Annotated in this window: 14 protein-coding genes; 12 read left to right on the forward strand and 2 right to left on the reverse strand. The window is 65.0% G+C overall.

The annotated features are described in order from the left end of the window. The first annotated feature begins 81 nt into the window (after positions 1-81). The gene (gene gdhA, locus ACVZTU_RS06040; protein ID WP_139469695.1) at positions 82-1,428 is read left to right on the forward strand and encodes an NADP-specific glutamate dehydrogenase; all 1,347 of its coding nucleotides are present in this window, start codon (positions 82-84) and stop codon (positions 1,426-1,428) included. A 279-nt stretch (positions 1,429-1,707) separates the two neighbouring features. Here gdhA and ACVZTU_RS06045 read toward each other — a convergent pair whose 3' ends face one another. Next, the gene (locus ACVZTU_RS06045; protein ID WP_139907318.1) at positions 1,708-2,223 is read right to left on the reverse strand and encodes a flavin reductase family protein; all 516 of its coding nucleotides are present in this window, start codon (positions 2,221-2,223) and stop codon (positions 1,708-1,710) included. A gap of 31 nt (positions 2,224-2,254) precedes the next feature. Here ACVZTU_RS06045 and ACVZTU_RS06050 point away from each other — a divergent pair, with 31 nt between their 5' ends. Together ACVZTU_RS06050 and ACVZTU_RS06055 are read left to right on the forward strand one after the other, a co-directional pair. After that, the gene (locus ACVZTU_RS06050) at positions 2,255-2,509 is read left to right on the forward strand and encodes a DUF3039 domain-containing protein (RefSeq protein ID WP_035320920.1); all 255 of its coding nucleotides are present in this window, start codon (positions 2,255-2,257) and stop codon (positions 2,507-2,509) included. After that, positions 2,510-4,303 (forward strand): DEAD/DEAH box helicase, encoded by a 1,794-nt coding sequence (locus tag ACVZTU_RS06055; protein ID WP_139469693.1) that lies wholly within the window; start codon positions 2,510-2,512, stop codon positions 4,301-4,303. Positions 4,304-4,415: 112 nt separating this feature from the next. On the opposite strand, the gene ACVZTU_RS06060 is transcribed toward ACVZTU_RS06055, so the two are convergent. After that, entirely contained in the window at positions 4,416-5,735 is a 1,320-nt protein-coding gene (locus tag ACVZTU_RS06060; RefSeq protein ID WP_139907319.1) for a nicotinate phosphoribosyltransferase, read from the reverse strand. A gap of 52 nt (positions 5,736-5,787) precedes the next feature. Between ACVZTU_RS06060 and clpS the strand changes: the two genes are divergently transcribed. From clpS to ACVZTU_RS06105, 9 genes are all read left to right on the forward strand, one after another. Then, entirely contained in the window at positions 5,788-6,093 is a 306-nt protein-coding gene (clpS, locus tag ACVZTU_RS06065) for an ATP-dependent Clp protease adapter ClpS (RefSeq protein ID WP_101545203.1), read from the forward strand. A 3-nt stretch (positions 6,094-6,096) separates the two neighbouring features. Continuing rightward, positions 6,097-6,675, forward strand: coding sequence for a DUF2017 family protein (locus tag ACVZTU_RS06070; protein ID WP_139469691.1), 579 nt, complete (start codon positions 6,097-6,099; stop codon positions 6,673-6,675). Continuing rightward, positions 6,672-7,493 carry an MBL fold metallo-hydrolase gene (locus tag ACVZTU_RS06075; protein WP_139469690.1) on the forward strand — a complete coding sequence of 274 codons (822 nt, stop codon included), beginning with the start codon at positions 6,672-6,674 and terminating at the stop codon, positions 7,491-7,493. Before ACVZTU_RS06070 ends, ACVZTU_RS06075 begins: the two co-directional genes overlap by 4 nt. 58 nt (positions 7,494-7,551) lie before the next feature. Then, a complete protein-coding gene (gene rph, locus ACVZTU_RS06080) occupies positions 7,552-8,274 on the forward strand; it encodes a ribonuclease PH (RefSeq protein WP_139469689.1) in 723 nt (240 codons plus the stop codon). Continuing rightward, positions 8,271-8,876 (forward strand): RdgB/HAM1 family non-canonical purine NTP pyrophosphatase, encoded by a 606-nt coding sequence (rdgB, locus tag ACVZTU_RS06085; RefSeq protein WP_139469688.1) that lies wholly within the window; start codon positions 8,271-8,273, stop codon positions 8,874-8,876. The genes rph and rdgB overlap by 4 nt, the downstream gene beginning before the upstream one ends. Positions 8,877-9,002: 126 nt before the next feature. Continuing rightward, on the forward strand, positions 9,003-10,508 hold the full coding sequence (locus ACVZTU_RS06090; protein WP_139469687.1) for an ABC transporter substrate-binding protein: 1,506 nt from the start codon (positions 9,003-9,005) through the stop codon (positions 10,506-10,508). A 12-nt stretch (positions 10,509-10,520) separates the two neighbouring features. Continuing rightward, the gene (locus ACVZTU_RS06095) at positions 10,521-11,468 is read left to right on the forward strand and encodes an ABC transporter permease (RefSeq protein WP_139469686.1); all 948 of its coding nucleotides are present in this window, start codon (positions 10,521-10,523) and stop codon (positions 11,466-11,468) included. Beyond that, positions 11,465-12,418, forward strand: a complete 954-nt coding sequence (locus ACVZTU_RS06100) for an ABC transporter permease (RefSeq protein WP_139469685.1) — start codon at positions 11,465-11,467, stop codon at positions 12,416-12,418. The genes ACVZTU_RS06095 and ACVZTU_RS06100 overlap by 4 nt, the downstream gene beginning before the upstream one ends. Beyond that, the gene (locus ACVZTU_RS06105) at positions 12,369-14,258 is read left to right on the forward strand and encodes a dipeptide ABC transporter ATP-binding protein (RefSeq protein WP_218973670.1); all 1,890 of its coding nucleotides are present in this window, start codon (positions 12,369-12,371) and stop codon (positions 14,256-14,258) included. Before ACVZTU_RS06100 ends, ACVZTU_RS06105 begins: the two co-directional genes overlap by 50 nt. The last annotated feature ends 32 nt before the right edge of the window (positions 14,259-14,290 follow it).

Raw genomic sequence — 14,290 nt, forward strand, 5'->3', positions numbered from 1 at the left:
CCACTTGAAGTGACCGGACAGCGCTGTCCATTATCTGGTCGCTCGGATTGTTGTTATACGGGTCACGGTATGTTTGTGCGCATGAGTCTACATCCATCACTGCAGCCAATCTTCGACACAGTGCTCCAACGTAACCCTGGAGAGTCGGAGTTTCACCAAGCGGTACAGGAAGTTCTCTATTCCCTGGGCCCCGTCGTGGACAAGCACCCCGAATACCTGGAACTCTCCGCGCTCGAGCGGCTCTGCGAGCCCGAACGCCAGATCATCTTCCGGGTTCCCTGGATCGATGACTCCGGAGTCGTGCAGATCAACCGCGCCTTCCGCGTGCAGTTCAATTCGGCTCTCGGCCCCTACAAGGGCGGTCTGCGGTTCCACCCCTCGGTGAACCTCGGCATCGTCAAGTTCCTCGGTTTCGAGCAGATCTTCAAGAACGCCATCACCGGCCTGCCCATCGGCGGCGGCAAAGGCGGATCTGACTTCGACCCGAAGGGCCGCAGCGACCGCGAAGTCATGCGGTTCTGCCAGTCGTTCATGACCGAGCTGTACCGTCACATCGGTGAGTATCGCGATGTGCCCGCGGGTGACATCGGCGTCGGTGGTCGGGAGATCGGCTACCTCTTCGGCCAGTACAAGCGCATGACGAACTCCTATGAAGCAGGTGTGCTCACCGGCAAGGGACTGTCCTACGGCGGTTCCATGGTCCGTACCGAAGCCACCGGCTTCGGCGTCGTGTACTTCCTCAAGGACATGCTCGCCGCCGCGAAGAAGAACATCGACGGTCGCACTGTCTCGATCTCCGGTTCGGGAAATGTCGCAGTATTCGCCGCAGAGAAGGTCACGGCCTTCGGCGGCACCGTCATCACGATGTCCGACTCGGCCGGCTTCATCCATGACCCGGACGGAATCGACACCGAACTCGTCAAGCGCATCAAGTTCGAAGAGCGGGGACGCATCTCCGAATACGTGGAGCAGCGCGGGGGACGCGCGACCTACCACGAGGGTGGAAACGTCTGGGACGTCGAGGTCGACGTCGCACTGCCATGTGCGACTCAGAACGAGCTCGACGGGGACTCGGCTGCGACTCTGGTCAAGAACGGAGTTATCGCCCTCGCCGAAGGCGCGAACATGCCCTGCACGCCGGAAGCCGTGAAGGTCTTCTCCGAGGCTGGCGTCCTCTTCGCCCCCGGCAAGGCCGCAAACGCCGGCGGTGTCGCGACCAGTGCGCTCGAAATGCAGCAGAACGCCAGCCGCGACTCGTGGGACTTCGACTTCACCGAGGCGCGCCTGGCCGAGATCATGGGCGATGTCCACGACAGCTGCGCGGCTGCGGCCGACGAGTTCGGCCAGCCCGGAGACTACGTCGCCGGTGCCAACATCGCAGGTTTCATCCGCGTTTCCGAGGCAATGCTCGCCCAGGGAGTCGTCTGATCGTCTGGTCCATCGGCGGCCGGGCGACCAAAGCGCCTGTGCACAGCCGACAGGACGGCCGCGATCAGCGCTGACAGCCGAGGCTGACAACCCAAACGACAAGACAGGCTCTGCTCAGAACCCGTGAACTTCTCCACGAAGCCGTCGGTCCTGAGCAGAGCCTCTGTCGTACGCTGTGAGCCCGCGATCGACCCCGATAGCTGTGTCCTGCCTGTCGGTCCGTGTCGACCGTGCTGGGTGGGTTCGTGATCAGGGACCGGTCAGAGCCAGACGAGAAGGTCAGCGCTTTCCGATGGTTCCGTAGCCTTTTCGCCAACGCAGCAGGGGACGACTCGTTCCCGCATCGGCGCCCGCGCCCATGGACACCACCTCCCCGACGACGAGATTGTGGGTCGCAACCTCGAGCACCTCGGTGAGCTTGAGCTCGAACCAGGCGATTGCCTCGGTGAGCACCGGCTGTCCGGCATGAGGGGCGGGAAAAGTGTCGATGCCTTTGAGCGATCCGTACAGTGGTTGGCCCGAAGCGCCGAGGCGTTCGGAGATGTCGCGCTGGTCGGAGTTGAGCAGCGAGATCGCAAAGTGGGAACTCGTCTCCAGAGTCTCCATCATCCGAGAGCCGGAATAGACGCTGACGGCCATCGTCGGGGGATCGTACGACACGTCGAGAAACGAATCGACGGTGATCGCATGCAGGGCACTGCCACGGGTAGCGGAGACCACGGCGACCGCCGCAGCGATGTCGTCGCTGAGCTCGCGGTAGCGTTCTGTGAGGGAATCGTCGTAGGCCTGGTCCATGACTCTCATTCTAGGGAACTACAATGGAGCCATGACCATTCCAGCTTCAGGCGGTTCAGCAACGATCGAGCGCGAGCAGTCCGAGCAGCTAGTCGAGCCCGGCGATCACGAGCGCTTCAGCCACTACGCGCCCAAGGACAAGATCATGGAGTCCATGGTGACCGGGACTCCGCTGATCGCCTTGTGCGGAAAGGTGTGGGTCCCCACGCGCGACCCCGAGCGGTTCCCGATCTGCCCCAAGTGCAAAGAGATCTACGAGACGATGTCCGAAGGACCGCAGGAGTAGATGTCCGCGGATCGTCTCCCAACAGCACCAGGGACCTCCGCGGCAGAACAGCTTCCACCGGCATTCCCCGAGCGCGCAGCATGGGGAACGGCGGGAAAGCTGCGTGCCTGGCAGGCTGAGGCTCTCGAACTCTACTTCCAGAAGCAGCCCAAGGACTTCCTCGCGGTCGCGACCCCAGGAGCAGGTAAGACCACCTTCGCTCTGCGGCTGGCGGCCGAACTGCTGGCACAGCGAGTCGTCAACCGTGTCACAGTCGTCGCTCCCACCGAACACCTCAAGGTGCAGTGGGCCGACTCGGCAGCACGCGTGGGCATCAAGCTCGACCCGCACTTCAAGAACTCCCAGGGCAAACACGCACCCGGCTACCACGGAGTGGCTCTGACCTACGCGCAGGTCGCTGCCAAACCCGTTCTCCACCACAACCGGACGGCCGCCGGCCGCACTCTGGTCATCCTCGACGAGGTCCACCACGGAGGTGACGCCCTGTCGTGGGGCGATGCCGTGCGAGAGGCCTTCGGCCCCGCGGTCCGTCGGCTGTCCCTGACCGGAACACCGTTCCGTTCCGACACCTCACCGATCCCATTCGTCACCTACGCACCCGACGAGAACGGCATCCGCACCTCGGTGGCGGACTATTCCTACGGCTACGGTCGAGCGCTCAAGGACTCCGTCGTCCGCCCGGTCCTCTTCCTCGCCTACGCCGGCGCCATGACCTGGCGGACCAAGGCCGGCGACGAGATGTCGCACGTCCTGGGCGAGGAGACGACGAAGGACATCAACTCGCAGGCCTGGCGCACGGCCCTCGACCCGAAGGGCGACTGGATCCCGGCGGTCCTCAAAGCCGCAGACATGCGATTGACCGAGGTCCGACGCACCGTCCACGACGCCGGCGGCCTCGTCATCGCCACCGACCAAGAGGCGGCCCGAGCCTACGCCAAACGACTGCACGAGATCACCGGTGAGAAGCCGACCGTTGTGCTCTCCGACGAGGCGGGAGCCTCGGAGCGGATCGAACAGTTCCAGAACTCGACCGACCGGTGGATGGTCGCCGTGCGGATGGTCTCCGAAGGCGTCGACGTTCCCCGATTGTGTGTCGGCGTCTACGCGACCTCCTCGTCGACGCCGCTGTTCTTCGCGCAGGCCATCGGGCGCTTCGTGCGTGCCCGCAAACGCGGCGAGACCGCCTCGGTGTTCCTGCCCTCGGTGCCCGTGCTGCTGGCCCTGGCGAACTCGATGGAAGCCGAACGCGATCATGCCCTCGATCGCCCGAAGAACGAGGACGAGAACGATGTCGTCGTCTTCGACGATCAGGCCATGGAGCAGGCGAACCGCAACGAGGGCGCCTCGTCGGACCAGCTCGGCTCCTTCGAAGCGCTCGGCGCCGAAGCCCTGTTCGACCGTGTCCTCTACGACGGCGGTGAATTCGGCACCGGCGGAGCCATCGGCTCCGAGGATGAACTCGACTTCATCGGCATCCCCGGCCTGCTCGAACCCGATCAGGTGCGTGAGCTGCTGAGCACTCAGCAGGCCCGGCAGGCGAAGCGCAAGACCGCGGCGGCTCCTCCGGCCCCTGAGACGGAGACGAGCGAGCTCGAGCACCGAGCGATGAAGGAAGAGCGCAACCAGCTCCAGAGCCTCGTGGGCGCTTGGTCCAGACGTACCGGAACGCCGCACCAGAACGTTCACGTCGAACTGCGCAAGGCATGTGGGGGACCGGCCGTCGCTCAAGCCACGCGGGAGCAGATCCAGGCTCGGATCAAGAAGCTGCAGGGCTGGTTCGTCGGCAAGAAGTGAGCACCGGATGTCGGCAGGGGAGACCCTGTCGGCATGAGGCTGACGAAGCCGCCGAGGCAGACGCACTGTCTGCCTCGGCGGCTTCGTCGATTCGCGGTGGGCCGGGTGTGGATTAGGCGGAGTAGAACACGGTGGGAATGGCGGGCTCGCCGTCCTGCAGGCGCCTGGCCGAACGCGGCAGCTCCGCCAAAGACTCGTCATGTCGGGCGCAGGCCTTCTTCACTCCTGCCGCGCCGATGAACGACTCATCGACCTCACCGTCGACGACGAGATCGACGCTGAGCCGACGGCCTTCGCCGAGATCATCGGGCAGGCTCGGAATGCCGACGGCTTCCTCCACGGCGATCGGACCGTCGATGAGGCGCAGCGCTTCCTTGTGTCCGCCGCGTGAGGGCTTGCCGGAGGAGTTCTTGGCCACCGAGGTCCACTCGCCGGCCTCATCGGCACGAGCCACGAGCTTGTACACCAGGCCGGCGGCCGGGGCACCTGAACCGGTGACCACCCGCGTGCCGACACCGTAGGAGTCGACGGGCGAGGCGGCCAATGCGGCGATCGCATACTCGTCGAGATCGCTCGTGACGGTGATCGTCGTGTCGCGGGCGCCGAGGCGGTCAAGGCTCTCGCGCACCTCACTGGCCTGTTCGATGAGATCGCCGGAATCGATGCGCACTCCGCCGAGGTTCGGCCCGGCCAGCTCGATCGCCGTGGTCAGCGCCTCCTCGACGTCATAGGTGTCCAGGAGCAGAGTCGTATCGGTGCCGAGCGACTTCAGCTGAGCGGCGAAGGCCTCCCGCTCGGAATCGTGGAGCAGGGTGAACGAGTGGGCCGAGGTGCCGATCGTGCGCAGACCGTACTGCAGGCCGGCGGCCAGGTTCGACGTCGAGGCGAAGCCGCCGATGACCGCTGCCCGAGCCGCAGCCACGGCCGCATGCTCGTTCGTGCGTCGCCCGCCCATCTCCGCGCAGGGGCGATCGCCGGCCGCCTGAGCCATTCGGGACGCTGCCGAGGCGACCGCACAGTCATAGTTCATCGCCGACAGGATGAGCGTCTCCAAGATGACGCCCTCGGCGAACGTCGATTCGATCGTCAGCAGCGGTGAGCCGGGGAAGTAGATCTCCCCTTCTGCATAGCCGCGGATATTGCCGGAGAACCGATAGTCGGCCAACCAGTCGATGGTGCGCTTGTCGACGATGTTCTCCCTGCTGAGGAACGAGAGCTCGGCATCGTCGAAGCGGAAGTCGCGGATCATCTCGAGGATCCGACCGGTGCCGGCGACGACACCGTAGCGGCGACCTGCGGGAAGGCTGCGGCCGAATACCTCGAAGAGGCTCTTCCGGTGAGCGGCACCGGATTCCAGGGCCGCCTGCACCATCGTCAATTCGTACTGATCCGTGAAGAAAGCCGTCGAATCGGTCCGTGTGAGATCACTCATAGGCGCGATCTTACGTCACGACAGCGTCAGTGTTCTGCCGTATGGTGGAAACGTGAGCAACCCAACGACACCAGTCCTGGAGCCGGAGGTCGACGTCCGACCCTCCGAGAACCTGGCCAAGCCCTGGCGGACCGTGGTCTTCAACGACCCGGTCAACCTCATGAGCTATGTCAGTTTCGTGTTCCAGACCTACTTCGGCTACTCCGAGGAGAAAGCCCACTCACTTATGCTCGAAGTCCATGAGAACGGGCGCTCCGTCGTTGCCACCGGAGGCCGCGAAGCCATGGAACGAGACACCCAAGCGATGCACGAATACGGCCTGTGGGCCGCGTGCCAACCCGATTCAGGATCCGACTGACACATGGCCGCTATCGACGCACGAGGGGACGATGTCGTCCTCACCCTGCAAGACAACGAACGCTCGCTCATGCTCACGGTGTTCACCGATCTTGCGGCTCTGCTGGCCGAAGACAGCGACAGCGATGACGACCGTCCGGACTCGGAGAACTGGGAAGCCCGGCTCGGACTTGTCGACCGTCCCCGTCCGGAGGACCCGGCGCTGCTGCGGCTGCTGCCCGACGTCGATCCCGAGGACGATGAGCGTTCAGCGGAGTTCCGCCGCCTCACCGAGTTCGATCTCAAACAGGCCAAAGCGCACAATGTGCGCATCGTGCTGCTGGGACTGAGCAAGGGCAATGACATCTCCCTGACACGGGACGAGGTGCTCGCCTGGATGAAGGGCCTCAACGATCTGCGACTCGTCCTCGCTGTCCGCCTCGGGATCGACACCGAGGAGGCGCAGGAGGAGAAGTACGCCCACCGTGAGGACCTCTCCGAATCCGAAGACCTCACCCTGACCCTGTACGACTTCCTGACGTGGATTCAGGACCGACTGACGACGACCTTGCTCGGCCAGACGCAAGGGGATGACGAGATATGAGACTCACCGCAATCGGCACCGCAGGCTCCTTCCCAGGACGCGGCGCCCTCGCCAGCTGCTACCTCATCGAAACCGATGAGGACACACCCACTCGCATCATCCTCGATCTCGGGTCCGGTGCGCTCAGCCCCCTGCAGGAGACGGTCGACACCGATCGTCTCTCCGGAATCGTGCTCAGCCACCTCCATCCGGATCACTGCATGGATATGACCGGCCTCTACGTCAAACACTGCTTCGACCCGAAGTTCTTCAACGGCGACATCTCCGACACGGGAACGATCCGCACGCGCACTCCGGTGTTCGCGCCGGCCGGTGCGAAGGAACGCCTGTCCAGGGCCTATTACACGGATCCCGGAAAGTCCCCGGTGGCCAACGGGGGAGACGACTCGGACTTCGACCACGCCTTCGAATTCACCGACATCGACCACGGCAGTCGTCACCAGATCGGCTCCCTGACCATCGAATCCTTCCTCGTCGACCACCCCGTCGAGGCCTATGCTCTGCGGATCACGGATGCGGCCGGCAAGGTCATCACGTATTCGGGCGACAGCGATGAGTGCGACAACCTCGTCGCAGCGGCGAAAGACGCCGACCTCTTCCTCTGCGAAGCCGCTTTCCAGGAAGACCGCGACACTGCGCGCGGCATCCACCTCACCGGCAAGCGCGCCGGGCGAGTGGCGCAGAACGCCGCGGCGTCCGCGCTCGTGCTCACCCACATCCCGGTCTGGACAGACTGCTCCATCGTTCGCGGTGAGGCGGCCGGGGAGTACCGTGGACCCATCGAGCTGGCGAAGCCCGGAGCCACCTGGACAGTGTGAGCCGGCGACGATCGCCGGCGACCAGCAGACACCACCACCGAGACGAAAGAGGCAGACAGTGCGAGCAGACGGCCGTGCAGCAGACGAACTCCGTGAAGTCCGGATCACTCCGGACTGGATCAATACAGCCGAAGGGTCCGCGCTGGTGGAATTCGGCAACACCCGCGTCCTCTGCGCGGCCTCACTGACCGAAGGCGTGCCCCGTTGGCTCAAGGGCCAGGGCCGCGGCTGGGTCACCGCCGAATACGCCATGCTCCCGCGCGCCACCGATTCCCGCAGCACCCGCGAATCGGTCAAGGGCAAACAGGGCGGACGCACTCACGAGATCTCCCGTCTCATCGGTCGCAGCCTGCGCGCCGTCATCGACATGGACAAGCTCGGAGAGAACACCCTCGTCCTCGACTGCGACGTCCTCCAGGCCGACGGCGGCACCCGCACCGCCTCGATCACCGGTGCCTACGTTGCGCTGGCGAAGGCCATCGACAAGGGGCGCTCGACCGGGCTGATCCCCGCCGCCCACCAGCCGCTCATCGACTCAGTGGCGGCCGTCAGCGTCGGCATCATCGACGGAGAGCCCCTCCTCGACCTGCCGTACGTCGAAGACTCCCGCGCCGAGACGGACATGAACGTCGTCATGACCGGGTCCGGAAAGTTCATCGAAGTCCAGGGCACCGCGGAGGGCGCACCGTTCGACCGCGACGAACTCGGCAAGCTGCTCGACCTCGCCGGCCACGGGTGCACCGAACTCACCCGCATCCAGTCCGAAGTGCTCGCCGGATGACGACCTTCGTCCTGGCCACTCACAACGAGGGCAAGAAGCGCGAGCTGCTGACCATCCTCGGGCCCGTCCTCGGTGCTGACACCCAGGTGCTCACCGCCGCCGAGGCGGGACTCGGCGATGTCGCCGAAACCGGAGTCACGTTCACCGAGAACGCGCTGATCAAGGCGCGTGCCGCGGCCGCTGCGACAGGGCACACCGCCATCGCCGACGACTCGGGAATCAGCGTCGACGTGCTCGGCGGTGCACCGGGCATCTTCTCCGCTCGCTGGTCCGGCCGGCACGGAGACGATCGTGCGAACCTCGAACTCCTGCTCGCTCAGCTGGGCGACATCGCGGCCGAACACCGCGGAGCGCAGTTCCGTTGCGCGGCGGCCGCTGTGACCGCCGACGGACGTGAGTTCACCGCCGAAGGAGTCATGCCCGGGCGCCTGGCCACCGAACCCAAGGGCGAGAACGGCTTCGGATATGACCCGATCTTCGTCCCCGAGGGTTCCGAACTCAGTGCCGCCGAGATGACGCCTGAGGAGAAGAACTCACGCTCCCACCGCCGATTCGCCTTCGACGCACTGGCCGCGATTCTCGCCGACGAATCGAATCTCTGAACCTCCTCCTCGAAACGCTCAGCATCTGAACACAGCCGCCTCACCAGCTGAGAACTTCGGATACACTGACGATGCTTGAGTGTTGGCGAACGACCCTCTTCGTGGTCGGCGAAATCGAGGAGAACAATGAAGACTCCGCGCATCATGACGTGGGTGGCGGCAGCGGCCGCCACGAGCCTGCTGATCACAGGCTGTTCGGCCGGAGCCTCCGACACCGGAGGCGATGCGCAGAAGAAGGACTCGATGACGATTGCCTTCACCGCCGAACCGGTCAACCTCGACTTCACCTCCACCTCGGGAGTCGCCATTCCCGAAGCGCTGATGGAGAACGTCTACGAATCGCTCGTCCGGTTGGACGGCGAGGGGGAGATCCAGCCCGCACTGGCCAAGGACTGGACACTGTCCGATGACCGCAAGACCTACACCTTCGAACTCCAGGATGGTGTGAAGTTCTCCAACGGTGCGGACTTCACCAGCGAAGACGTCAAGTACTCCTATGAACGAGTGCAGAAGGACTGGAAGAACGCGCTGAAGTCGAAGATGGACATCGTCGAGTCCATCGAGACCCCGGACGACTCCACCGTCACGATCGAACTGAAGAAACCGTCGAACACCTGGCTGTTCAACCTCACCAGCCTCGTCGGAGCCGTCTTCGACACCGAAGGCACCGACGACCTGGCGAACGAAGCCGTCGGCACCGGTCCCTTCGCGATCGAGAAATTCACACGCGGACAGTCCATCGACTTCGCCGCCCGCGACGACTACTGGGGCGAGAAGCCGTCCCTGAACTCGGTCCAGTTCAAATACTTCAAAGACGCGGTTTCGGCCTCGAACGCCCTGAAGTCCGGGGAGATCGACCTCGTCTCCAACCTCCAGGCCCCCGAACTGGCCGGAGAGTTCCAAAGCGACGACTATCAGATCGTCTCCGGCACTACGAACGGCGAAGTCGTGCTGTCGATGAACAACGCCGAGGGCATCTTCAAAGACAAGAAGGCCCGTGAAGCCGTGATGCATGCGATCGACCGCAAGGCCGTCCTCGACACGGCCTGGGCGGGCTACGGCGAGCTCATCGGCTCGATGGTTCCCCCGACCGACCCGTACTACGAAGACCTCACCGGGGTGTGGAAGTACGATCCGAAGAAGGCCAAGCAGCTCGTCGACGAAGCCGGGATCAAGGGCGAGGAATTCGCCTTCACCGTGCCGAACCTGCCGTACGCGAAGGCGATCTCCGAAATCGTCTCCGCGCAGCTCGAAGAGGTCGGACTGAAGGCGAAGATCTCGACTCAGGAGTTCCCAGCCGTGTGGTTGGACAAGACCTTCACCGAACACGATTACGACATGTCGGTGATCAACCATGCCGAACCGCGCGACATCCTCACCGTGTTCTCGAAGGACTACTACATCGGCTACGACGATTCGTCGATCAAGAAGCTGGCAGACAAAGCCGATACCGGAACCGAAGACGAGTACATCTCGGGAATGAAGAAGATCGCGCGGACGATCACCGAGGATGCCGCCTCGGACTTCCTGTTCCTGTTCCCGAATCTCGTCATCGCCAAGTCCGGAGTCGAGGGGATACCCGCCAACCGCGTCTCCGACGCATTCAAGATCGCCGACCTCAGCTGGTCCTGACCGCGCACGTCGATGCTCACCTACGCAATCAACCGCGCGATCCAGTTCGCGCTGTCCCTCCTCGTCGCCTCGGTGGTGATCTTCGCCCTGATGAGCCTGCTGCCGGGCAATGCGGCACAGGTGGCGCTGGGAACGAACGCCACCCCGGAGGCAGTAGCGTCGCTCGAAGCTCAATACGGGCTTGATCGGCCGCCACTCATCCGGTACTTCGACTGGTTGGGAGGAATGCTCACCGGAGACTTCGGCACCTCCTACGTCACCGGTGCCGAGATCACTCCCGTCATCGTCGACAGCGTCCAGGTCACGGCGATCCTCGTCATCGCGGCCATCGCCGTGTCCATCCTCATCGCCGTGCCCCTGGGCACCTTCGCCGCCCTCGAGCAGCGCAACTGGATCGGCGTGACGATCTCGGCGATCAGCCAGGTCGGCATCGCGATACCGAACTTCCTGGCCGCGATCATCCTCGTCATCATATTCTCTCTGACCCTCGGATGGTTCCCGTCCCAAGGCTGGATGGCTCCGATCGAGGGCCTCGGCGGCTTCCTTGTCCGTCTCGTCCTGCCGGTCGTGTCGCTTGCTCTCGTGCAGGCGGCGATCCTCACCCGCTACGTTCGTTCGGCCGTGCTCGATGTGATGCGGGAAGACTATATCCGCACCGCCCGCGCCAAGGGACTGACCAAGACGAAGGCGCTGTTCGCGCACGGACTGCGCAATGCGGCGATTCCTGTCATCACCGTCGCCGGAGTCCAACTGGCCACCCTGCTGGTCGGGGCCGTGATCATCGAACAGATCTTCGTTCTGCCCGGAATCGGCTCCGAGCTCGTCCGCGCCGTCGCCAATCGTGACCTCGTAGCGGTGCAGGGCATCGTCATGGTCCTCGTCCTGCTCGTGCTCGTCATCAACCTCATCGTCGACATCCTCGTGCCCATCGTCGACCCCCGGATCAGGAACGCCGCATGAACCCGACCCCGACCGGTGCCCAGAGCCCCAGCGACCACGTCGATCCCGTCGCTCACGACGCGACAGACACGACCGCCTCGGCGAAGATCCGGCCGGGTCGGTCCCGCAGGAGCGGACGGCGGGCGAACGCATCGATGATCATCGGCGCGGGCCTCGTCGTGCTCATCGTCGGACTCGCTCTCATCTCCTTCGTGTGGACCCCGTACGACCCGACCACGATCGACCCCGCCGCCCGATTGCAGAGCGGCAGCCTCACCCACCCGTTCGGCACCGACACCTTCGGACGGGACACGTTGACCTGGGTGATGGTCGGGGCGCGGATCACGCTGCTCGTCGGGGTCGTCGCCGTCGGCATCGCCCTGCTCATCGGCACCCCGATCGGAATCGTCTCCGCCTTCTTCGCGAAACAGCCGTGGGGAATGTGGCTCGACGCGGTGATCATGCGGGCCAACGACATCCTGTTGGCCTTCCCCGCGCTGCTGCTGGCGATCATCTTCGCTGCCGTCTACTCGCCGGGGACGGGACCGGCCATGGTCGCCGTCGGCATCGCCGCGATCCCCGGCTTCGCGCGCGTCGCACGCTCCGGCACGCTGCAGGTGCTGGGCTCCGAATACGTCCGCGCCGCGCGAGCTTCGAACCGTCGGATCCCGGCCATCGCCGTCGTCCACGTGCTGCCGAACATCGCCGGAATGGTCATCGTCCAGGCGTCCGTGGCCTTCGCGATCTCCGTCCTCGCCGAGGCGGGGCTGTCCTTCCTCGGACTCGGCACCCAGGCCCCGACCCCGTCGTGGGGCCGGATGCTGCAGGAGTCCCAGCAGTACCTGTCCACCCACCCCGAGCTCGCTCTGTGGCCGGGAGTGTTCATTGCACTCGCGGTGCTCGGATTCAATCTCTTGGGCGATGGGCTGCGCGACCGGTTCGACCCGAAGATGGAGGCGCGAGGTGCCTGAGAACCTGCTCGAGGTTCGTGACCTCACCATCACCCCTGCCGGAGCGGACGCTCCGGTGCTCCACGATGTCAGCCTCAGTCTGGCGCCGGGCGAGCGGGTCGGACTCATCGGCGAATCCGGGTCGGGGAAATCGCTGACCGCCCAGTCCGTGATGGGTCTGCTGCCAGAAGAGCTGCACGCCCGTGGCCAGGTGCACCTGCAGGGGCATTCCGGGAACCTTCTCGAAGCGAACGAGAAGACCCTGGCCGGGCTGCGCTCGGACATCGTGTCCATGGTGTTCCAGGAACCCATGAGCGCCCTCAATCCGCTCATGCGCATCGGCGACCAGATCGCCGAAGTGCTGCGCCTCCATGGCAAGGCGCCGCGGGGGCAGATTCCGACGCGTGTGCTCGAACTGCTCCGCGACGTCCACATGCCCGACCCCGACAGCGCCCGGTTCGCCTACCCGCACCAGCTGTCGGGCGGGCAGCGGCAGCGGGTCATGCTCGCGATCGCCCTGGCCAATTCGCCGAGGCTGCTCATCTGCGACGAGCCCACCACCGCCCTCGACGTCACCGTGCAGAAGCATATGCTCGACCTCATCGTCGAGAGGGTCTCGGCGGTGGAGGCTGGACTGCTGTTCATCACTCACGACCTCGCTGTCGTCGCCGGAGTCTGCGATCGGGTCATCGTCATGTACCGCGGCCGCATCGTCGAGTCCGGCAGCGTCGACGAGATCTTCACCGCGCCCAAGCACGAGTACACGCGAGGGCTCCTGGCATCCTCGGATCTCGAAGCCACAGATGACCGCGGCCGACTCTTCACACTCAAGACCGCGCTCGCCTACTCGGGGCCGCAGATCGGCGAAGGAGAGGCTTCGGTCGATGTGGGGGAGCCGGGGGATCTTCGCGACGAACCGCAGATCTCGACCCGACCGGATCACACCGGCATGTCCGTCGCGGGGTCGACGGACGAAGACAGCGTCAGGACCACCTCGGCGAGGGAAGGGGCCGGAGCCGCCTCGGTGAGGGATGACCACCGAACCCCCTCGGTGAGGGAATCGGCACCGCTCATCGAGGTCTCGGACGTCACCCGGATCTTTCGCGGACGCGGACTCTTCGGTCGCAGACGATCGGACGTCACCGCCCTGGGCGGGATCGACTTCAGCGTCGCGGCCGGAGCCCGCCTGGGCATCGTGGGGGAGTCGGGATCGGGGAAGTCAACGCTGCTGAACATCCTCTCCGGCCTCGACCGACCGACCACCGGGCATGTGCGCGTCGGCGACATCCGGGTCGAAGCCGCGAGCTCACAGGCTCTGCGCCGCCTGCGCGAGAACCTGCAGATCGTGTTCCAGGATCCGTTCGCCTCGCTCGACCCGCGGATGCGCATCGCCGACATCGTCGCCGAACCGCTCATCGCCGCCGGAGTCGACAAGGACGAACGCGCAGCACGGGTCGAGGAGATGATCGCCGCCGTCGACCTCGACCAGGACTCCCTGCGCCGGTACCCGCACCAGTTCTCCGGCGGGCAGCGACAGCGCATCTCGATCGCCCGGGCCCTCGTGACCAGGCCGCAGATCCTCGTCGCCGACGAACCGGTCTCCGCCCTCGACGTCTCGGTGCGTGCGCAGGTCCTCAACCTGCTCACCGACCTCGTCGACGAGTACGCGCTGACTCTCCTCTTCGTCTCCCACGACCTCGGCGTCGTCAAACACCTGTGCTCCGAGGTCATCGTCATGAGAGCCGGACAGATCGTCGAATCGGGTGCGACGGAGGACATCTACGCGAACCCGCAGGACGAGTACACGCGGCGCCTCATCGCCGCCACCCCGAGCCTGGCCGAAGCACTCGCGGCCGGATAGACCGGCTCGCGCGCGGGATGCGACGAACCATC

Source organism: Brevibacterium sp. OS20, assembly GCF_056837565.1.

Bases quoted from the DNA above. Each gene is read 5' to 3' on its own strand.
- ACVZTU_RS06070 (WP_139469691.1), top strand. From the start codon at position 6,097: ATGGCCGCTATCGACGCACGAGGGGACGATGTCGTCCTCACCCTGCAA.
- ACVZTU_RS06050 (WP_035320920.1), top strand. From the start codon at position 2,255: ATGACCATTCCAGCTTCAGGCGGTTCAGCAACGATCGAGCGCGAGCAG.
- ACVZTU_RS06105 (WP_218973670.1), top strand. From the start codon at position 12,369: ATGGGCTGCGCGACCGGTTCGACCCGAAGATGGAGGCGCGAGGTGCCT.
- ACVZTU_RS06090 (WP_139469687.1), top strand. From the start codon at position 9,003: ATGAAGACTCCGCGCATCATGACGTGGGTGGCGGCAGCGGCCGCCACG.
- ACVZTU_RS06060 (WP_139907319.1), bottom strand. From the start codon at position 5,735: ATGAGTGATCTCACACGGACCGATTCGACGGCTTTCTTCACGGATCAG.
- ACVZTU_RS06055 (WP_139469693.1), top strand. From the start codon at position 2,510: ATGTCCGCGGATCGTCTCCCAACAGCACCAGGGACCTCCGCGGCAGAA.
- gdhA (WP_139469695.1), top strand. From the start codon at position 82: ATGAGTCTACATCCATCACTGCAGCCAATCTTCGACACAGTGCTCCAA.
- ACVZTU_RS06045 (WP_139907318.1), bottom strand. From the start codon at position 2,223: ATGGACCAGGCCTACGACGATTCCCTCACAGAACGCTACCGCGAGCTC.
- ACVZTU_RS06075 (WP_139469690.1), top strand. From the start codon at position 6,672: ATGAGACTCACCGCAATCGGCACCGCAGGCTCCTTCCCAGGACGCGGC.
- ACVZTU_RS06095 (WP_139469686.1), top strand. From the start codon at position 10,521: ATGCTCACCTACGCAATCAACCGCGCGATCCAGTTCGCGCTGTCCCTC.
- ACVZTU_RS06100 (WP_139469685.1), top strand. From the start codon at position 11,465: ATGAACCCGACCCCGACCGGTGCCCAGAGCCCCAGCGACCACGTCGAT.
- rdgB (WP_139469688.1), top strand. From the start codon at position 8,271: ATGACGACCTTCGTCCTGGCCACTCACAACGAGGGCAAGAAGCGCGAG.